The organism is Streptomyces krungchingensis (assembly GCF_054729265.1).
Genome location: NZ_JBPUKY010000001.1, coordinates 5699752 through 5719081, shown reverse-complemented (window position 1 = coordinate 5719081; position 19330 = coordinate 5699752). Strand labels below are relative to the sequence as shown.

Annotated in this window: 16 protein-coding genes and 1 pseudogene; 4 read left to right on the top strand and 13 right to left on the bottom strand. The window is 68.8% G+C overall.

From position 1 onward, the window contains the following. Positions 1 to 231 precede the first annotated feature (231 nt). The gene (gene clpB / locus ACSYGO_RS25200; protein ID WP_435228881.1) at positions 232 to 2829 is read right to left on the bottom strand and encodes an ATP-dependent chaperone ClpB; all 2598 of its coding nucleotides are present in this window, start codon (positions 2827 to 2829) and stop codon (positions 232 to 234) included. 131 nt (positions 2830 to 2960) lie between these two features. Between clpB and ACSYGO_RS25195 the strand changes: the two genes are divergently transcribed. Next, a complete protein-coding gene (locus tag ACSYGO_RS25195) occupies positions 2961 to 3374 on the top strand; it encodes a pyridoxamine 5'-phosphate oxidase family protein (protein WP_432176697.1) in 414 nt (137 codons plus the stop codon). A gap of 134 nt (positions 3375 to 3508) precedes the next feature. On the opposite strand, the gene ACSYGO_RS25190 is transcribed toward ACSYGO_RS25195, so the two are convergent. Next, positions 3509 to 3844, bottom strand: coding sequence for a hypothetical protein (locus tag ACSYGO_RS25190; RefSeq protein WP_426681801.1), 336 nt, complete (start codon positions 3842 to 3844; stop codon positions 3509 to 3511). A 336-nt stretch (positions 3845 to 4180) separates the two neighbouring features. On the opposite strand from ACSYGO_RS25190, the gene ACSYGO_RS25185 reads away from it, so the two are divergent. Then, entirely contained in the window at positions 4181 to 5164 is a 984-nt protein-coding gene (locus ACSYGO_RS25185; RefSeq protein WP_426681800.1) for a helix-turn-helix transcriptional regulator, read from the top strand. Continuing rightward, a complete protein-coding gene (locus ACSYGO_RS25180; protein WP_426681799.1) occupies positions 5161 to 6171 on the top strand; it encodes a helix-turn-helix transcriptional regulator in 1011 nt (336 codons plus the stop codon). The genes ACSYGO_RS25185 and ACSYGO_RS25180 overlap by 4 nt, the downstream gene beginning before the upstream one ends. Here the strand turns inward: ACSYGO_RS25180 and ACSYGO_RS25175 are convergent. Further along, positions 6125 to 7168, bottom strand: a complete 1044-nt coding sequence (locus ACSYGO_RS25175; protein WP_426681798.1) for a helix-turn-helix transcriptional regulator — start codon at positions 7166 to 7168, stop codon at positions 6125 to 6127. The two genes, ACSYGO_RS25180 and ACSYGO_RS25175, sit on opposite strands and share 47 nt — an antisense overlap. 506 nt (positions 7169 to 7674) lie before the next feature. Here ACSYGO_RS25175 and ACSYGO_RS25170 point away from each other — a divergent pair. After that, positions 7675 to 8190 (top strand): LuxR C-terminal-related transcriptional regulator, encoded by a 516-nt coding sequence (locus tag ACSYGO_RS25170; RefSeq protein WP_426681797.1) that lies wholly within the window; start codon positions 7675 to 7677, stop codon positions 8188 to 8190. Between the two features lie 59 nt (positions 8191 to 8249). Here ACSYGO_RS25170 and ACSYGO_RS25165 read toward each other — a convergent pair whose 3' ends face one another. From ACSYGO_RS25165 to dnaK, 10 genes and pseudogenes are all read right to left on the bottom strand, one after another. Then, entirely contained in the window at positions 8250 to 10157 is a 1908-nt protein-coding gene (locus tag ACSYGO_RS25165) for a hypothetical protein (protein WP_426681796.1), read from the bottom strand. Between the two features lie 260 nt (positions 10158 to 10417). After that, positions 10418 to 11125, bottom strand: a complete 708-nt coding sequence (locus tag ACSYGO_RS25160; protein ID WP_432172951.1) for an ABC transporter ATP-binding protein — start codon at positions 11123 to 11125, stop codon at positions 10418 to 10420. A gap of 154 nt (positions 11126 to 11279) precedes the next feature. After that, positions 11280 to 11654 carry a hypothetical protein gene (locus ACSYGO_RS25155; RefSeq protein WP_426681794.1) on the bottom strand — a complete coding sequence of 125 codons (375 nt, stop codon included), beginning with the start codon at positions 11652 to 11654 and terminating at the stop codon, positions 11280 to 11282. Between the two features lie 290 nt (positions 11655 to 11944). Then, a pseudogene (locus ACSYGO_RS25150) lies at positions 11945 to 12492 on the bottom strand (MFS transporter); the annotation flags it as partial. A 216-nt stretch (positions 12493 to 12708) separates the two neighbouring features. After that, the gene (locus tag ACSYGO_RS25145) at positions 12709 to 13200 is read right to left on the bottom strand and encodes a hypothetical protein (RefSeq protein WP_426681884.1); all 492 of its coding nucleotides are present in this window, start codon (positions 13198 to 13200) and stop codon (positions 12709 to 12711) included. A gap of 124 nt (positions 13201 to 13324) precedes the next feature. Next, positions 13325 to 14404: a sugar ABC transporter substrate-binding protein gene (locus tag ACSYGO_RS25140; RefSeq protein ID WP_426681883.1), complete on the bottom strand. Its 1080-nt coding sequence runs from the start codon at positions 14402 to 14404 to the stop codon at positions 13325 to 13327. A 616-nt stretch (positions 14405 to 15020) separates the two neighbouring features. Beyond that, complete coding sequence (locus ACSYGO_RS25135) at positions 15021 to 15467, bottom strand: heat shock protein transcriptional repressor HspR (RefSeq protein WP_095935595.1); 447 nt, start codon at positions 15465 to 15467, stop codon at positions 15021 to 15023. A gap of 5 nt (positions 15468 to 15472) precedes the next feature. Continuing rightward, positions 15473 to 16651, bottom strand: a complete 1179-nt coding sequence (dnaJ, locus tag ACSYGO_RS25130; protein WP_460387711.1) for a molecular chaperone DnaJ — start codon at positions 16649 to 16651, stop codon at positions 15473 to 15475. A 33-nt stretch (positions 16652 to 16684) separates the two neighbouring features. Further along, complete coding sequence (gene grpE / locus ACSYGO_RS25125) at positions 16685 to 17347, bottom strand: nucleotide exchange factor GrpE (protein ID WP_426681792.1); 663 nt, start codon at positions 17345 to 17347, stop codon at positions 16685 to 16687. Continuing rightward, the gene (gene dnaK / locus ACSYGO_RS25120) at positions 17344 to 19194 is read right to left on the bottom strand and encodes a molecular chaperone DnaK (RefSeq protein WP_426681791.1); all 1851 of its coding nucleotides are present in this window, start codon (positions 19192 to 19194) and stop codon (positions 17344 to 17346) included. Before dnaK ends, grpE begins: the two co-directional genes overlap by 4 nt. Between the last annotated feature and the right edge of the window lie 136 nt (positions 19195 to 19330).

The following is a 19330-nucleotide window of genomic DNA, read 5'->3' as shown; positions in this document are numbered from 1 at the left end:
TGTATTTCCCTTCGTACGGATGCTGTCATCCTCTCCCATCCGGGGCGGGGAGTGGCAACCCCTGGCCGGTCCTTCCGCCGGTGGCTGACAAGATCCGGACACGGCCCCGCCCCGGGCCGCCCTGTTCTGGTCATGAACATGGAGATCGGGGCGCGGCGGGCATCGCGTACGAGGACGGGGACACCGCCCTCGTACGCCCGGAGGCCCACTCGTCGTGGGCCCCCGGAAGGGTCACAGCGTCTTGCCGGTCGCCGGTCCCACGATCAGACCCTCGCCGAACTGGTCCACGCGGACCGTGTCGCCGTCCTTGACCTCGCCCGCGAGGATCTCCCGGGCGAGCCGGTCCCCGATGGCGGTCTGGACGAGGCGGCGCAGCGGGCGCGCGCCGTACGCCGGGTCGTTGCCCTCGTCGGCCAGCCAGGCCAGGGCCGCCTCGGTGACCTCCAGGCCGAGCCGGCGGTCGGCCAGCCGCTTGGCGAGCCGGTCGAGCTGGAGCCCGGCGATGCGCTTGAGCTCCTCCTTGTCGAGGGCGGAGAACACCACCAGGTCGTCGAGCCGGTTCAGGAACTCCGGCTTGAAGGAGACCCGCACGGTCTCCAGCACCTGCTGCTTCTTCTCCTCCTCGGAGGTCGTCGGCTCGACCAGGAACTGGCTGCCCAGGTTCGAGGTGAGGATCAGGATGGTGTTGCGGAAGTCGACCGTGCGTCCCTGGCCGTCCGTCAGCCGCCCGTCGTCCAGCACCTGGAGGAGGACGTCGAAGACCTCCGGGTGCGCCTTCTCGACCTCGTCGAGCAGCACGACGCTGTACGGGCGCCGGCGCACGGCCTCGGTGAGCTGGCCGCCCTCCTCGTACCCCACGTAGCCGGGCGGGGCGCCGACGAGCCGGGCGACGCTGTGCTTCTCGCCGTACTCGCTCATGTCGATGCGGACCATGGCCCGCTCGTCGTCGAAGAGAAAGTCGGCCAGGGCCTTGGCCAGTTCGGTCTTGCCGACGCCCGTCGGGCCGAGGAAGAGGAAGGAACCGGTCGGCCGGTCCGGGTCGGCGATGCCCGCGCGGGTGCGGCGCACGGCGTCCGACACGGCCCGCACGGCCTCCGTCTGGCCGATGAGCCGGCGGCCCAGCTCCTCCTCCATGCGCAGCAGCTTCTGCGTCTCGCCCTCCAGGAGCCGTCCGGCGGGGATGCCGGTCCAGGAACCCACGACGTCGGCGATGTCGTCGGGGCCGACCTCCTCCTTGACCATGGTGTCCTTGGCGGCCTCCTCCTCGGCCTCGGACGCCTCCTCCAGGTCCCGCTCCAGGGCCGGGATCTCGCCGTAGAGCACCTTGGACGCGGTGTCGAAGTCGCCGTCGCGCTGGGCGCGCTCGGCCTGGCCGCGCAGGTCGTCCAGCCTCTCCTTCAGCTCACCGACGCGGTTGAGGGACTGCTTCTCCTTCTCCCAGCGTGCGGTCAGACCGCGCAGCTCCTCCTCCTTGTCGGCGAGGTCGCGGCGCAGCTTCTCCAGGCGCTCCTTGCTGGCGGCGTCGGTCTCCTTGCCGATCGCCAGCTCCTCCATCCGGAGCCGGTCCACGGCGCGCTGGAGCTCGTCGATCTCGACGGGCGACGAGTCGATCTCCATGCGGAGCCGGGAGGCGGACTCGTCGACCAGGTCGATCGCCTTGTCGGGCAGGAAGCGGGAGGTGATGTACCGGTCGGAGAGGGTCGCGGCGGCGACCAGCGCGCTGTCGGCGATCTGGACCTTGTGATGGGCCTCGTACCGGCCCTTCAGGCCGCGCAGGATCGCGATGGTGTCCTCGACGGTCGGCTCGGCGACCAGCACCTGCTGGAACCTGCGCTCCAGCGCGGGGTCCTTCTCGATCCGCTCGCGGTACTCGTCCAGGGTGGTCGCACCGACCATGCGCAGCTCACCGCGCGCGAGCATCGGCTTGAGCATGTTGCCCGCGTCCATGGCGGAGTCGCCGCCGGCGCCCGCGCCGACGACGGTGTGCAGCTCGTCGATGAAGGTGATGATCTGCCCGTCGGAGTCCTTGATCTCGGCGAGGACCGTCTTCAGCCGCTCCTCGAACTCGCCGCGGTACTTCGCGCCCGCGACCATGGCGCCGAGGTCGAGCGCGACGAGCCGCTTGTCCTTGAGCGACTCGGGGACGTCGCCCTTGACGATCCGCTGGGCGAGTCCCTCGACGACGGCGGTCTTGCCGACGCCGGGCTCACCGATGAGGACCGGGTTGTTCTTGGTGCGGCGGGACAGCACCTGCACGACGCGGCGGATCTCCTGGTCCCGGCCGATGACCGGGTCGAGCTTCCCTTCGCGCGCCGCGGCGGTGAAGTCGGTACCGAACTTTTCGAGCGCCTTGTACTGGCCCTCGGGATCCGGAGTCGTCACCCGGCGCCCTCCCCTGGTCTTCTGGAACGCCTCAAGGAGCTTCTTGGCACTGGCGCCCTGCCGCGAGAGTACGTCGCCCGTCCGGCCGCCCTTCGCGGCGATGCCGATCAGCAGGTGCTCGGTGGAGAGGAACTCGTCCCCGAGCTCCTTCGCACGCTCGGCGGCGTCGGCGACGACGGCGAGCAGCTCACGGTCGGGCTGCGGCGGGGCGACGGTGGACCCGGTCACGCTGGGCAGGCCCGCGAGGACGCGTTCGGTGCCGGAGCGGACGGAGGGCTGGTCCGCGTCGACGGCCGCCAGCAGATCGATGATGTTCTCGTTGTCCTGCCCCTCCAGCAGAGCGAGCAGCAGGTGGGCGGGGGTGAGATCCGGGTGTCCCTCGGACACGGCACGGCTGGTCGCCGCGTTGATCGCGTCCCGGCTCCTGTTGGTCAGCTCGGCGTCCACGTTCGCTTTCTCCTCCTGGTCTTGCCGACCGTCTACCTGACTCTTCCAGCGTACACAAAGTTGAGTCTATTCCACTCAAGGGTGACGGCGGAAGCGGAGCAGGCCCCGCCGGGGAAGTAGATTCGGGTCTCATGGCTTCGTATCCGGTGGACCCGCGGCACCCCGACGCCGCCTACCTCAGCTTCTGGCGCGAACGGCACCTGTGCACGCTCACCACGCTCCGGCCCGACGGCGGACCGCACGTGGTGCCCGTCGGAGTCACATACGACCCCGACGCCGGTCTCGCTCGGGTGATCACCAACAAATCCAGCGCCAAGGTGCGGCACGTGCTCGCGGCGGGGACGGACGGGGCGCGCGTCGCGGTCTGCCAGGTGGACGGCCGCCGCTGGGCCACGCTGGAGGGCCGGGCCACGGTGTCGGTGGAGCCGGCGCGCATCGCGGAGGCGGAGCGCCGGTACGCGGAGCGCTACGGGCGCACCCCGTCGCCCAACCCGTCACGGGTGGTCATCGAGATCGCGCTCACCTCGGCGATGGGGCGCGGCTGATTTCGGCCTCTGTCGGTATCCGGCGATACCAGGAGATTTCGCGTGAAACTGCAGCGGCGTCACCGTGTTCAGGTCACGGTGACGCCGCTGCGGGGGGAAGTACCTGAGCGATCTACTACGACGGGGGAATCGCGTCAGGCACTGCGGGGGGTGGCTGCAATGGTCTGTACGTCCGGCTCATCCGGTTCGTCCAGCCGGTGGTCGCGCTGGTCGAGGTTCACAAAGATCATTCCGTATCGGATGGCGCACCGCACCGGCTGCGGCGCCCCCCGAGGCCGTCGCAGACAGCGGTACGCCCGTACGTCCTCGTCCTCGTCCCGCGTGACCACCACGGGTTCTCCGAACACGGTCACCATCAGCGAGTCACCACTGTGGGGGATGGCGGTGACCAGGTCGATGAAGTGCCAGCCGGAGCGGTAGGCCGTGGCCATTTCGCGGCGGAAGGAGCGGTCGTCGGGAGGAGTGGTCATGTCAGGCCCAGACGCTGTCGTCTTGGCTGGCCGGAGCAATCGGCCAGACACTGTCACCGGCAACCACGTGCGTCGCGACTGCCGCCGGCCAGACACTGTCGGCCCTGGCGTCGCCCCTCGCGTCGGAGAGACCGCTCAGCACCCCGAGGGCCATGACGGCGGAGAAGGCGGCGACAAGCGCCGAGCGAAGCATTTTGTTACGCATAGTCGGCTTCGTCCTCACTTGAAGGTCCCCTCTTCCCCCGTCGAGTACGACGATGGCTCATTCGGGCACGTCATGGCCACACAATCGATGCATCATGTTCCTGCACGTTCAGGACCCTGGGGGGTGGAGATTTGGCAACAAATGGGACTAGAGGGATACATCCCCATGCGGTGACCCAGCTGTGCGAGGACGGAAGCCGTTTCTACGCGAATGCTCTGCGCACGGGACGCATCGCTCGCGCAGACGTGGAGTCCGCTCCTTGCCTGATGGAGTTCGCGCTGCTGCACCCCGATCCCGACGACGCCAACTGGTTGCGTCCCGTACCACCGTCCATCGCCCTGGCCCAGCGTCTCAACCCCATAGAGCACGAGATCACCGAAGCCCGGCGCTTGTCGATCGAACTTGCCGATGCTTTCGAGCCGTTCATGGCGCTCAGTGCCCAGGCCACGGCGACCACACACTCGATCACCGTGCTGGAGGGCAACGACCGGATCAACGCGGCGCTCGACCTGGCCACCGCCCAGTGCCAGGTCGAGATGCTCACGGTCCAGCCCAGCGGCCCCCGCCCCGAACGCAACCTCATCCAGGGGCTGGAACGTGACAGGCCCCTGATCGAACGTGGTGTGCGGATCCGGACGCTGTATCAGCACACGGCCCGCTACAGCCCGGAGAAGCTGGCCTACGTCAGCCAGCTCTCCAACGGCAAGGTGGAGCACCGCACCATCGACGAACTGGTCGAGCGCCTCATCATCTGCGACGAGACCGTGGCCTTCATCCCCACGCGCGACGACCAGAAGGTCGCCCTGGAGCTCCGCCACCCGGGCCTCGTGCGCTACCTGATCAAGGTCTTCGAGTTCATGTGGGGCCGCGCGGTCCCGTTGACCACCGGCGCCCCCTACGAAACCGCCCCCGACGGCATCACGGAGATCCAGCACTCCATCGCCAAACTCCTGGTGGAGGGCCACGTCGACGAGGCCATCGCGCGCCGCCTGGGCATGAACGTCCGCACCTGCCGTGCCCATATAGCCAAGCTGGCCACCGCCCTCGGCAGCGGCAGCCGCGCCCAACTCGGCTACCTCATAGCGCAGTCGGGGATCCTGGACCAGGATCATTGAGCACCGGGGAACCAGAGCCGCAGGCGACCGCCACGGCACACGAGCACGCCTCGGAAGAACTGTGCCGGGCGGGCCTGGAGTTGTACGCCCATGCCCTGCGGGAGGGTCATGTCACCCTGCAGGAGACCGCCATGGCTCCCTGCGTGATCGACCTCGGCCTGCTCCAGCCGGAGATCGAGGACCGGACGTCGCTGCGGCCTGTGCCACCCTCTGTCGCGCTGCCCCGGCTCCTGCGCACGACGACCGACGCCATCGCGCAACAGCGCCGGCGGGAAGCGCGGCTGGCTGAGGCGTTCGAGCCGCTCATGCGGATCGACGGTCCGCAGACGGCTTCGGGGGAATCGCCGACGATCAGCGTTCTCAGCGGTCTCAAGCGGATCAACCAGTCCATCTCCCAAGCGATGGCCGACGCTCAGCAGGAACTGCTCGCCATTCAGCCCCACACCGGGAGGGACGCCGCGGCCCAAGGCGCGTCCCTCGACCGCGACCAGGCCCTGCTCGCCCGCGGGGGCCGCATACGCACGCTCTACCAACACACCCTCCGCCACTCGCCCGCCGTGATCGCCCGATACGAGGTGCTGAAAGGTGACGCGGAGGCCCGCACGCTGGACGAAGTCACCGAGCGGCTCCTCGTCGTCGACCGCACCGTCGCGTTCATACCGGCGAGCGAGGACCGCACACTGGCGCTGGAGGTCCGCAACCCCGCCCTGCTCAGGTTCTTCGTCACGGCCTTCGAGCGGCTCTGGCGCCTGGCCACCCCCATGTACCCCAAAGCCGCCCCGCAGCCCTCCGTCGACGGCGTCACGCCCCGCCAACGCGCCATAGCGAGCCTGCTCGTCGAAGGACACACCGACGCCGTCGTCGCCGACCGCCTCGGCATGAACGTCCGCACCGCCCGCGTCCACATCGCCAAGCTCGCCGCCTTCCTCGGCAGCGAGAGCCGGGCCCAACTCGGCTACCTCATCGGGCAGTCGGGGATTCTGGAGCAGAAAGACCAGGGGCGGTGACCGTCTGGAGCTCCGGAGAGCGCGGCGGGCCGTCCAGGCCCGCCTGGGCGATGCGGACGCCGAGCTGGGTGCGGCTGGCCGCGCCCAGGGTCTCCGAGAGCCGGGCGATGTGCGCCCGGCAGGTCCGCACGCTGATGCCCAGCCGCTCGGCGACCACCGCGTCCTGGTGGCCCTCCGCCAGCAGGGCGGCGATGGAGCGTTCCCGGTGGGTGATGCCCTCGATGCCCGTCGAGGGCAGCGGCGAGGCCAGCGGGATCGCCAGCCGCCACAACCGCTCGAACACGGTCACCAGGTAGTCCACCAGCGCCGGGTGACGCAGCTCCAGCGCGATCGTGCGGTCCGGGTTCGCCGGGATGAAGGCGACCCGGCGGTCGAAGAGGATCAGCCGCTCGACGACCTCGTCGAGCGTGCGGGCCTCCGCCGAATCTCCCATCAGCTCCATGTAGTTGAGCAGGCCCTGGCCGTGCCGGGCGACATGCGTGTACAGGTCGCGCATCCGCACGCCCCGGCGGCGCATCTCCAGCGCCCGGTGCAGGCCCTCCGACAGCTCGTCCTCGCGCCGGATGCCGCCCGGCTGCACCGTCAGGACCTCGCTCGTGCACTCCTCGGTCGCCTTGTCCATGGCGGCCCGGATGCGCGGCAGTCCGTCGAGGACGCGGATCGCCACACCCTCGGCCGGGGCCCGGACACGCCCGCCGAGGCCCGCATACCACTCGAAGGCGGACACCGCGTCGCCGACGCGCGCCTGGCTGGCGCTGACCTCCTCGTACACCCCGCGCAGCAGCCGGGTCATGACCTCCTGGGGGGAGGTCGGCACCAGCCAGCCCATGTCGTCGGGGTCGGGGTGCAGCAGCGCGAGCTCCAGCAGGCAGGGCACCGCCTCCGCGTCCTCACGGGGCACACGTCCGCGCCGCACAGCCCGGGAGTACACCCGGTCGCCGGCCTCGCACAGTCGGTCAGCGCCGTGCGGATGCATGTCCGTCCCGTGCCCGGCCATCTCCCACCCCTGGCTCCAGCCCCTTCTGCGGCAGGCCGCCTTCGCGCCTTCCGCAGCGCAACTATGCGCGGAGCGGACCGGCATCGCAACACGGCTCCTCGCTCAACGTGCGGCCATTTATTCCTGTTTAACCTGATAGATCCCTACCCCCGCACCGCTCCTTGCAACAAGCTGATGGTGGTGCAAGGTATCCGCAGCGCACATGCTTTGCGACGGCGGGGATTCAATTCCCTTCGCCGAATACGCCCGCCGAATGGAGTGCGAGGCGCTGCGGCATCCTGATCGACCCTGGCCGGATTTCCCCCATCCGGTCAGGGTCACTCATGGTTTGCCGATCACGGGGAGGGGTTCTGGTGATACGGATTGGAATTTTCGGGCAGAGTCCACTGGAACGCGCAAGCATGCGGCGTGCCGTCGAGCGGGACGATCAAGTGTGTGTTGTCAGCGAGGGTCCGACCGCGTCGGCAACCCGCCTCGCGTGCGCGGGAACCCCGGACTTACTCGTGATGAGCCATTCCAGCGTCGACGAGGCGCTGCACACGCTCGAGGAATTGAACGAGCTCGCCGTCACGCCGAGGAGAGTGGTTCTTGTCGACGGCGTCACGGAGCCCGGAGCGCGAAGAATGCTCAGCAGGGGAGCGGACGGCATCCTTCACAGCGGTGACTGCGTCGAGAACCTTCTGTGGGCTGTGCGCGCCGCTGTCGCGGGCAGCGTCGCGCTCGGGCCGGAGGTGGCCCATCCATTGGTCGCTCGTTACCTCGAACCCGGTGAAGCGGCAGACGATATGGACGCCGCTCGTGAGCAGTTGAACGGTCTCAGCCCAAGGTGCCGTGAAATCCTGGGTCTTCTTGGTGAAGGACTCTCCAACCCCGCCATTGCCGGGAAGCTCAGCATCAGCACGCACACCGTAAAAGATCACATACGCACGATCTACGAGAGCACGGGGGCCGAAAACCGCGTACAGGCCGCCCGGATCTTCTGGCAGGCCCAGTCCCGCGAACGGCTCGTCCCCCAGTCATGAGGGACACCGCGCCGCAGAGCCCCGGACGTGCGCACGCGGCCGAAATGGGCTCGCGTATCTCAGTCCGATGACGGCTTCCACATCTCTGCCGTTCGCACGGCAGCGCACGCTCCCCACGAGGCAAGTCCCACGGCGCAGGCAAGCGCGCCGAGAGCGATGGGCGCCATGGACGCGGGTGTTGTCACCGAAGTACTCGCGAGCGGGGTAGCCAGCCACCATGACACCGACACCCCGAATGCCGCCGCCAGGACCGCGGGCATCAAGAGGGACCACAGGGCCACCGACCGGAAGATCCGGCGGCTGCCCGTCAACACGGACAGCGGGGCAAGCTCCCGTCCGAAGCGAAGGAATTCAGCCATCGCGCTTGTCCCTGCCACCAAGCCGATCACGCCCACGCCGACCAGTGACATGAGCCGAACCCAGTCGGTGGCCGTCTTCAACTTTCCCGTGTCGGACAAGTCACCCAGAGGGCGAACGGATGCCTTCATCGCCAGGGACCGGCCGGCGACCTCCTGGATCTCCGATACGGACATCTGCTTGCGGCCCCGGCCGACGATCAGCAGCGTCGGAGAACCATCCTTGCTACCGCCGATGTACGCGACCGACCCGCGTCGCGCATATGCCTTCGCTCCCTGCGCGACCCCCGTTCTGTTCAGGATTTCTCTAAGACGTGCGTCTCCACTCGCCGCGGAGATCCGTGCTGCCGTATCGGTACACGGAAGACCGATCTCCCGAAGGGCCGCGCACTCACCGACGATCTCGACCCGATCAGCGGTCTGTCCGACAGCCAGGAGCAGGTCACCCGGAGGAAGCCCGCTCTCGAAGATCCGCACCCGGTCGGCTCCCGCGTAGGGAGTGACTCTGAGGACAGTCGTCCCCACCCTCTTCTGAGTCTCGATCGCGCTCTGCGTGAACTCGCCGAACACCCCTGTCCATAGCTGTGTCTGGGCGGCAAGTCCTATCGCGATCACCATGGAAGCCACCAGTCTCGCCACGGAACGCGATCCGACCCCAAGTCGGCGCCCGGAGACGAGAAGCCCAGGAGCGCCCATCCTCCGACCCGCGCTCGCCATGAATGGGCCGAGCCGGCCCACCGCGACCCCGATGACCGCGGGCAGCGCCGCCAGTACAATCACACAGCCAGTGGCATACACGGCGATACGGAATTCAAGCGGAGCAAGTTCTGTACCTCGCACCGTGGCCAGCAGCGCGAAGGGAAAGACCCATACCGTCCACGCTCTGCGAGTCGGCAGCGAAGCCGGCCTGGTGCCGGCCGTCCACCGAAAGCCCGGCTGGAGGACGACTGCCACGAAAAGCACCACGATGGGAACACCGGCCAGACAGAGCAGTAACTCCGGCCATGCCTGCCGAGCGTCGTTCTTGGACAGGACGAATTCCACGAGGGGGAACGACGAGTCGCATAGGAGCGGGATCGACGCGATCGAAGCCGCAAGAGCCGCTCCCCACGCGACGGGAGGTGCGGCCTCGCCCAGCGTGAAAGCGAGCCGGCCCCGTCTTCCGGCACCCAGAGCTCCAAGCAGTGCCGTACGCCTGTCCCGCGCAGCCGCTCCCACTCGTGCCGCGATGACGACCAGGAGGGCCACCGGTAGTAGGACCAATCCGGTATACGCGGCGTAGAACTTCTGCGACCCAAAGTTGTGAATGCTCTCGCCGACGAATCCAGCAGATGCCTCCGGACCGAAACCACTGATCGCGAACATCTTCGATCTGTCGAGCATCTCGGCGCTGGGCCGCACATATGCGAAGCGCTCCGCGGGAGCTTCGAGTCCGTCAGCACCGATGACACCCCCGAACCGCCCGAACTGCACCAGTCCGCCATGGCTCTTGACCGAGCTCAACAGAGCGGGCGACAACACCGCCTCGCCCGGCTCGGGCCAGTGAGAGAGGCCTGGAGGAAGTGGCGCGTCCTTGCGTATCGGCTCGAGGTACACGACGTCGTACGGCATGTTGCCGATACTTGCCGTCGTCGGTGCCCAGAGCGCCCGAGCGGTCTCATGCGGGTAGGCGGCGATGAGCCGGGGAGACCTCGCGACACTGCGCTCCGCACGGGCCTCGAAGGAGGCGGAGGCCAGCACCAGGCCACTCGCCGTGAGAGACAGGAGAGACGTGGCCAGAACCAGGGCCCAAAAGCGCACCCGCCCCGCCTCCGCGGCCAGGGCAGCGGTGCGCCCCATGCGCAGCAGGTGACGGAACAGCCCCCTGTCCTTCACGCGACCTCACCCGTCTCAGGAACGCCGGCCGACAGCCGGCCCCCATCGAGGCGGACCTGCCGATCCGCTCGCTGTGCGACGTCGGTGTCGTGCGTGACCACCAAGAGAGCGCAGCCTCGTCGTCGCGGCACGCTGTACAACAGTTCTGCCACGGCGTCACGATGTACGGGATCCAGTGACCCCGTGGGTTCGTCCGCAAGGAGCAGAGCGGGGTCGTTCATCAATGCCCGTGCGACCGCGGTTCGCTGCCGTTCACCACCGGACAGCGTCGCAGTCGAGGAGTCCTCCAAGCGCACGCCCAGCTCGTCGAGCAGGCCGGCGGCACGGGTATAGGCATCTCCGGTCCTCATTCCGGCCAGGAGCCCCGCCAGGGCCACATTCTCCAAAGGAGAGAGCTCTGGGAGCAGTTCACCGAATTGGAAGACCATTCCGACGTTTTCCCGCCTGTGTCGGGCACGTGCGCGAGGCGACAGCCCGCCCTGGTCGACGCCGCCGATACGCACCGCACCCGCGTCCGGCTTGATGAGACCGAGGATGCACGTCAACAGCGTTGTCTTACCACTACCGCTGGTTCCCGTGACCGCGACAGATTCACCCGCCGCGACGCGGAGACGAATGCCCGTCAGCAGTGACCGGCCCGGCAGCCCATACTTCAGATCATCGACTTCGAGCACGACACGCCCGGCGTAGCCGCTCACTTGCACCTCCAGAGAGATTTCCCTGCCGCTTGCCACATTCCGAACGGTGGTGGTAGTCCACTTGCGGAGTAGACTCACCGCGCACGGAGGGGTGGCGGCCGCTACCATCGGCCGCCACCCCTCCGACTCGTCGAGCCGGATCAGCTAAGACCGGCGGCGATCACTCGGCCCAACCACTGCAGGCATCCGGCCAGTTGTCGTACACCTCGCAGACCTGCATCTTGAAGATCGTGGAATGCTTCCCGCTCTCCACGGTCCAGGCGTTTCCGTCGTTGTCCTCGAAATACGTGCCGCCGTAGGCCTGCTTGTTCCACAGGGTGAGCTTGTCGCTCGGGTGGGCGGTCCTGTAGTACTCCGCCTTCACGTCATGGCCGTCGTCCTGGACGTCCTGGATGTTCATGACCGTGGCGGACTGTTCCGTCCATCCGCGGGCACCGCCCCGGCTGGCCGAGAGTGCGAACGCCGGCGACGCTCCCGCGACGGCGATCACGGCGAGCGCGCCAACCGCAGCTCGTCGTATTCCTCTCCCGCTCATTGCGTTCCTTCTTTCGTCGGAAGCCTGTCGGATCGTGGACAGGCTCATGTCCATTCCCTGCCTGATGGAGGAAATGACCCCGCCGCACTCTCCAAGAGCGCGACGGGCAAGGAACAGTGAAGCGTGATGCCGTCGCCTTCCCACACCCCTCTTTCGGCGGGTTCATTCAATTCCCCAGCCCTTCGAGAAGGGCGACAACAACCGCAATCGCCGAACCGGCCGGAGCGTTCGCATCGGGTACTTGTGTGCGCCGGTGGCCAGAACATGACCCCCGCGGGCGGTGCCGGTCGTCACGGGCCGGCCGCGGCCGGCTCTCGCAGGCGGCGCAGGAAGAGGCAGCCGACGGCGGGCAGGAGACGATCAGCGGGAGCAGGGCGGTGCGCAGGGCCGTGGCGTCGGCCAGACGACGGACGAGGGGGCTCGCGAGGCCGCCGACGCTGGCGGTCAGGCCCAGGGTGACCCCGCCCGCGGTGCCCACGCGTGCGGGCGGGTAGTCCCGGCCCGGGGTGATGTGCGGGGAGAACGGCACGTACAGGACGGCCGACGCGAGGGCGACGAAGAGATGGAGCGGTGGCCCCGGGACGAGGACGACGCCCGCGACGGCGAGGACCGTCAGCGTGTACGACCACCGCACGACCCGCACACGGCCGTACCGGGTGGCGAGCCGTCCCCCGGCCGGCGTGCCCGCCGCACCGCCGAGGCAGAGCACGAACAGGGCCGCCGTGCCCGCGACTTCACCGCCCGGGGAGCACCGGGCCGCGTAGAACGAGATGAACGTGCCGAGCCCGACGAAGACGACCGACCGGCAGACCACGGCCCCGGGGAGGCGCAGGAAGGACGGTCAGTCGTTGCTGCCGGAGGCCGGGCCGGGGCGGAGGCCGTGTCGAGGACCGCACCAGAGCTTGGTCGGGGACCGCACCGCAGACCGTTCCGACGGCGTCCGCCGCCGGGCCGGGCCGGGCCGGACCGCCCGTACGGCCGCCGCGCACAGCACCGCGCCCGCGAACGCGACCGCACGCAGGGCCACCCGGCAGGGACCCCCGGCGGGCCGCGGTCACCCGGAGGCCCAGCTCCTGAGCAGGGCCTCGCGGGCGGGGCGCCAGGGCGTCGCTCCGGCGCCGTCCGTGCGTCCCCACTCCAGCAGCCGGTCCACGTCCACCGTGCCGTCCACGAGCCGCTCCAGCAGGTCGACGGAGAGCTCGTACTCGGACTGGACGTAGCCGCCGACGGCCGCGCCGTACACGGTCAGCTCGGCCGTCTCCGTGTCCGTGCTGACGTGGACCTCGAAGGCGGGCGGCGTGTCGGCGCCGCCCGTCGCCAGGTCGATGACCGTGTCGGCCACGCTGTTCACCAGCCAGCGCGTGCTGGACCGCACCGGGGCGTAGTGCACGGCGACACCGCGCACCTCCGGCCACGGCCAGAAGGCCTGCTGGTCCGTGCCGACGGCCTGGATCCCCTCGGGCGTGAGCCGCACACCGCGCGCGTGCCCCTCGGGCTCGGCGCCCAGGTACACGCTCTCCTCGGTGATCCAGAACAGGCCGATCATGGCCACGGGGTGCCTCCAGCGGGACGACGGCGGGACGACCGCACGGCGCCGGGTCCATGACGGCACCACGGCGTGCGGTCCCCCTGTGAGACCCCCACGGGCCCGGATCGGTTCAGCCGTCGCCCTACTTGAGGCCGGCGGAGTTGCACGCCGCCTTGTACGCGGCCGTGCAGATCTGCTTGACGGTGTAGATGCCGTCCTGGATCACCGTGTCGTCGAGGTTGTCCTTGGTGAGGTCGACGACCGGCACGAGCTGGGCCGGGATGCCCTTGTTCGTGGGGCTGTCGACCTTGTCGCGGGTGAGCGCGTCGAACTCGATCGACCGGCCCTGGACCTTCGCCACGGCCATCTCGGCGGCGGCGCTGGCCTCCTGCGGGTACGACTTGTAGACGCTCATGTACTGGTCGCCCTTGACGATGCGCTGCACCGCGTTGAGCTCGGCGTCCTGGCCGGTGACCGGCGGGACCTTGCTGACGCCGGCGGTCTTCAGGACGTCGATGACGGCGCCCGCGAGGCCGTCGTTGGCGGAGTAGACACCCGCGATGTTGTCGAGGCCGACCGCCGCGATGGCCTTCTCCATGTTGGCCTTGGCGTTGACCGGGTTCCAGTCCGTGGTGTCGTACGTCTTGGCGATGACAACCTTGTCCTTGAGCTCGGACATGGCGCCCGCCTTGAACTGGGCCGCGTTCGGGTCGGTGGGCGACCCGTTCATCATGATGATCTTCTTCGAGGTGGCGCTGCCGCTCTCGTCCTGGACCGCCTGGAGCAGGGCCTTGCCCTGGACCTCGCCGACGAGTTCGTTGTCGAAGGAGATGTACGCGTCGATGGGGCCCTGCGCGAGCCGGTCGTAGGCGATGACGGGGATGCCCGCGTCCTTGGCCTTCTTCACACCGGCGGCGATGGCCTTGGAGTCCACCGCGTCCACGAGGATCACGTCGACCTTGTCGTCGACCATCTGCTGGAGCTGGTCGTTCTGCTTGGCCGCGTCCTGCTGGGCGTTGGCGTAGGTGACCGTGCCCTTGTGGCTGGTGAGCTTCTCGACCGTCTCCTTGATGATCGGGTAGTCGAACCTCTCGTAACGGCTGTTCTCCTTCTCGGGGAGGAGCAGGCCCACCGTGATGTCGTCGCCCTTCGTGGGGCTGGCCTTGGTTCCGTCGCCGCCGATTCCGTCCACGACGCCGCAGCCGGCGAGTGAGACGGCCATGGCGGACGAGGCCAGGGATATGACGGTACGACGCAGACGGGTGTTACGAGTGTTCACATCAGGTGCCTTCCGGGCGAGGTTGCAGCATTGCGACCCAGGTGGCTGAAAGCCAACGCGGCGATCACCTCAGCGTCAAGGAGTAACCACTTAACGAGATGGCAACGGCGTTCTGTGTTCCCCAAGTGAACACGATGGGAAGAGGGTACGCCCTCTCTTCCACCAATCCCCTCGGCTTCACCTTCTGTCGTCCACGTCCACACACCCAACTGCCGTGGTCAGGGGCGCTGATCGGCCGGAAATCCACCCGCCCGAGGCGGTCCGGAACCGCCCGGAGGGACACCTGCAACCGGCCGGAGAGACGGCGTCCGCGGCCCCTCCGTCCCCGCACTCGCCACACCGGGCGGCCCGTTCACTTCTGCGGGCGCAAACGCCGCCGCCGCGCCGAATTGCCATATCCGGCCCACAAGCGGCAGTTCTCTGTGAACACGGCATTCGTGGGCACACCGAAGAAGACGGACGACCGGGCGACCGGGCACCGCATCGCCGCCGCGCCCCGGCGGGAACGACGCGAAGGGGCCCGGAGGTTCGACCTCCGGGCCCCTTCGTGGTGCGTGTCCTACTCGGGCTGGCGCTTCGGGCGCCACACCACCAGTGCGCTCGTCTGCTGGACCTCCTGATAGGGGACCAGGTCACGGCGGTAGGAGGCGTGGACGGCCGCTTCACGCTGCTGCATCGCCGCGGCCGCGCCGTCCAGGGCCGACTGGAGTTCGGCGACGCGGGACTGGAGTGCGGCGACCTGGTTCTCCAGTTCGATGATGCGCTTGATGCCGGCCAGGTTGATGCCTTCGTCCTGCGACAACTGCTGGACGGTGCGCAGCAGTTCGATGTCGCGGGCCGAGTAGCGCCGGCCCCGCCCCGCGGTGCGGTCGGGCGAGACCAGGCCCAGGCGGTCGTACTGGCGAAGCGTCTGTGGGTGCAGTCCGGAGAGCTGGGCCGCCACCGAGATGACGTAGACCGGAGTCTCCTCGGTCATTTCGTACGGGTTGCGTCGACGACCGTCCATCTCTTTCATGCTCCCTTCGCGGCCTGGAACAGCTCCGCCCGCGGGTCCTCACCCGCGGTCGCCTCGCGATACGCCTCCAGGGCGTCACGCGCCTTGCCCGAGAGGTCGGTGGGGACCGTCACCTCGACGGTCACCAGGAGGTCGCCCCGGGTGCCGTCCTTGCGGACCGCGCCCTTGCCACGGGCGCGCATGGTGCGGCCGTTGGGCGTGCCCGGGGGCAGCTTGAGGGTGACCGGCGGTCCGCCGAGCGTCGGGACACGGACCTCTCCGCCGAGTGCCGCCTCCGCGAAGGTGACGGGCACGGTGATGGTGAGATTGTCGTCCTTGCGGCCGAAGACCGGGTGGGCGTCGACGTGGACGGTGACGTACAGGTCACCCGCCGGGCCGCCCCGTTCGCCGGGAGCGCCCTTGCCGCGCAGCCGGATCCGCTGGCTGTCACTGACTCCGGCCGGGATACGGACCTGCATGGTCCGGGAGGACTTGGCGCGCCCCGACCCGTTGCAGACCAGGCAGGGGTGCTCCGCGATCAGGCCGCGGCCCTTGCAGTCCGGGCAGGGGTCGGTGAGCGAGAACCCGCCGCCCGAACCCCGCGCGACCTGGCCGGTGCCGACACAGGTCGGGCACACGCGCGGCGTGCCGTTCTTGTCGCCGGTGCCCGAGCACGCCTTGCAGGGCGACTGCGAGGTCATGCGCAGCGGTACGGTCGCGCCGTCCACGGCCTCCGTGAAGCTCAGCGTGACCTCGGTGTCGATGTCCTGGCCGCGCCGGGGCTGCGTACGGGTGCCGGTGGTGGCGCCACCGCGGTTGAACAGGCCCCCGAAGACGTCGCCGATGCCGCCGCCGAAGCCTCCTGTGCCTCCGCCCTGGGCGCCGCCTCCGAAGAGGTCGCCCAGGTCGAAGTTGAAGGAGCCGCCGCCGGCGCCGGGACCCGGCCGGAAGCCGCCGTTGCCGAAGAGGGCGCGTGCCTCGTCGTACTCCTTGCGCTTCTTGGGGTCGCCGAGCACGTCGTTGGCCTCGGAGATCTCCTTGAAGCGCTCCTCGGCCTTGGCGTTGCCCTTGTTGGCGTCCGGGTGGAACTCGCGGGCGAGCTTCCGGTACGCCTTCTTGATCTCGGCCTCGGTGGCGTCCTTGGGGACGCCGAGGACCTTGTAGAAGTCCTTCTCGATGAAGTCCTTGGTGCTCATCCTCGACGTCCCTCCTTCCTCATGCGTTCAACGTCAGCCCTCGTCCGGGCCACCGTTCTCCTTGTCGTCGGCGGTCTCCGCGGATTCCGACGATTCCGCCTTGACCGTCTGGGCCCCCGGCTGGGGTTCGGCGACGGCCACTCGCGCGGGGCGGATGGTGCGCTCGCCGATGCGATACCCCGGCTGCAGAATCGCCACGCACGTCGTCTCCGTGACGTCCGGCGCGTACGAGTGCATCAGGGCCTCGTGGATCGTCGGGTCGAAGGGCTCGCCCTCCTTGCCGAACTGCTGGAGCCCCATCTTCGCCGCGACGGTCTCCAGCGACTCGGCCACCGACTTGAAGCCGCCGACCAGTTCGCCGTGTTCCCGCGCGCGGCCGATGTCGTCGAGCACGGGCAGGAGCTCGGTCAGGAGGTTCGCGATCGCGATCTCCTTGACCGCGATCCGGTCGCGCTCGACCCGGCGGCGGTAGTTCTGGTACTCGGCCTGCAGCCGCTGGAGGTCCGCCGTGCGCTCGCCGAGCGCCGTGCGCACCTGGTCCAGCTGGGCCGTCAGGCCCGCCGTCCGGTCGGCTGCTGCCGCGTCCCCGGCCGGGGCCGCCCCCTCTTCGGGGGCGGCCTTCGGCTCGGCGTCGTCAGGGGTGGCGCCGGAGGGGACGTCAGGCTTCTCTTCGAAACCCGGGGTCTCCTCCGTCACGCGGCACCGTCCTTACGGTCCTCGTCGACGATCTCGGCGTCGACGACGTCGTCGTCGGCCTTGGCCTGCTCGGCACCCGGGGCGCCCTCGGCACCACCGGCGGCCTGCGCGGCCTGGGCGTCGGCGTACATGGCCTGGCCCAGCTTCTGCGAGACGGCGGCGACCTTCTCGGTGGCCGTGCGGATCTCGGCGGTGTCCTCGCCCTTGAGCGCGGCCTTCAGCTCCTCGACGGACGCCTCGACCTCGGTCTTGACGTCACCGGGGACCTTGTCCTCGTTGTCCTTGAGGAACTTCTCCGTCTGGTAGACGAGCTGCTCGCCCTGGTTGCGGGTCTCGGCGGCCTCGCGGCGGGCGTGGTCCTCCTCCGCGTACTTCTCGGCCTCCTGGCGCATGCGGTCGACCTCGTCCTTCGGCAGCGAGGAGCCGCCGGTGACGGTCATCTTCTGCTCCTTGCCCGTGCCGAGGTCCTTCGCGGTCACGTGCATGATGCCGTTGGCGTCGATGTCGAAGGCGACCTCGATCTGCGGGACGCCACGCGGCGCCGGCGGCAGACCGGTCAGCTCGAACATCCCGAGCTTCTTGTTGTACGCCGCGATCTCGCGCTCGCCCTGGTAGACCTGGATCTGCACGGACGGCTGGTTGTCCTCGGCCGTCGTGAAGATCTCGGAGCGCTTCGTCGGGATCGTGGTGTTGCGCTCGATGAGCTTGGTCATGATGCCGCCCTTGGTCTCGATACCGAGGGACAGCGGGGTCACGTCGAGGAGCAGGACGTCCTTGACCTCACCCTTGAGGACACCGGCCTGGAGGGCGGCGCCGATGGCGACGACCTCGTCCGGGTTCACACCCTTGTTGGCCTCGTTGCCGCCGGTCAGCTCCTTGACGAGCTCGGCGACGGCGGGCATACGGGTGGAGCCGCCGACGAGAACGACGTGGTCGATCTCGGACAGCTGGATGCCGGCGTCCTTGATGACGTTGTGGAACGGCGTCTTGCAGCGCTCCAGCAGGTCGGCCGTCAGCTGCTGGAACTGGGCGCGCGTGAGCTTCTCGTCCAGGTGCAGCGGGCCCTCGGCGGACGCCGTGATGTAGGGCAGGTTGATCGAGGTCTCGGTGGACGAGGACAGCTCGATCTTGGCCTTCTCGGCCGCCTCGCGCAGACGCTGCAGCGCCATCTTGTCCTTGCCGAGGTCCACGCCGTGACCGCTGGCGAACTGCTTGACCAGGTAGTCGACGACACGCTGGTCCCAGTCGTCACCACCGAGGTGGTTGTCACCGTTGGTGGCCTTCACCTCGACGACGCCGTCACCGATCTCCAGGAGGGACACGTCGAAGGTGCCGCCGCCGAGGTCGAAGACGAGAATGGTCTGGTCGTCCTTGTCCAGGCCGTACGCCAGGGCGGCGGCCGTGGGCTCGTTGACGATGCGCAGGACGTTCAGGCCCGCGATCTCGCCGGCCTCCTTGGTGGCCTGACGCTCGGAGTCGTTGAAGTACGCCGGGACGGTGATGACCGCGTCGGTCACCTTCTCGCCCAGGTAGGCCTCCGCGTCGCGCTTCAGCTTCTGCAGGATGAAGGCGGAGATCTGCTGAGGGTTGAAGTCCTTCCCGTCCAGGTTGATCTTCCAGTCCGTGCCCATGTGACGCTTCACGGAGCGGATGGTCCGGTCCACGTTCGTGACCGCCTGGCGCTTGGCGACCTCGCCGACGAGCACCTCACCGTTCTTCGCGAAGGCGACGACGGACGGCGTGGTCCTGGCACCCTCGGCGTTGGTGATGACGGTGGGCTCGCCGCCCTCCAGAACGCTGACGACGGAGTTAGTCGTGCCCAGGTCGATGCCGACCGCACGTGCCATTTCGATTCCTCCAGCAATGACTTGAGTGGAACGGACTCAAGTGTGCATGACCCTCGCGTCTGGGTCAACAGAGCTGAGTCGAGGACACTCAACTCTTATCTCTTCCCTACACGCAGGAGAGTCCTGACCTGTGGTT

Bases quoted from the DNA above. Each gene is read 5' to 3' on its own strand.
- ACSYGO_RS25195 (WP_432176697.1), top strand. From the start codon at position 2,961: ATGGCTTCGTATCCGGTGGACCCGCGGCACCCCGACGCCGCCTACCTC.
- ACSYGO_RS25190 (WP_426681801.1), bottom strand. From the start codon at position 3,844: ATGACCACTCCTCCCGACGACCGCTCCTTCCGCCGCGAAATGGCCACG.
- ACSYGO_RS25175 (WP_426681798.1), bottom strand. From the start codon at position 7,168: ATGGCCGGGCACGGGACGGACATGCATCCGCACGGCGCTGACCGACTG.
- ACSYGO_RS25170 (WP_426681797.1), top strand. From the start codon at position 7,675: ATGAGCCATTCCAGCGTCGACGAGGCGCTGCACACGCTCGAGGAATTG.
- ACSYGO_RS25165 (WP_426681796.1), bottom strand. From the start codon at position 10,157: ATGCCGTACGACGTCGTGTACCTCGAGCCGATACGCAAGGACGCGCCA.
- ACSYGO_RS25155 (WP_426681794.1), bottom strand. From the start codon at position 11,654: ATGAGCGGGAGAGGAATACGACGAGCTGCGGTTGGCGCGCTCGCCGTG.
- ACSYGO_RS25145 (WP_426681884.1), bottom strand. From the start codon at position 13,200: ATGATCGGCCTGTTCTGGATCACCGAGGAGAGCGTGTACCTGGGCGCC.
- ACSYGO_RS25140 (WP_426681883.1), bottom strand. From the start codon at position 14,404: ATGGCCGTCTCACTCGCCGGCTGCGGCGTCGTGGACGGAATCGGCGGC.
- ACSYGO_RS25135 (WP_095935595.1), bottom strand. From the start codon at position 15,467: ATGGACGGTCGTCGACGCAACCCGTACGAAATGACCGAGGAGACTCCG.
- dnaJ (WP_460387711.1), bottom strand. From the start codon at position 16,651: ATGAGCACCAAGGACTTCATCGAGAAGGACTTCTACAAGGTCCTCGGC.
- dnaK (WP_426681791.1), bottom strand. From the start codon at position 19,194: ATGGCACGTGCGGTCGGCATCGACCTGGGCACGACTAACTCCGTCGTC.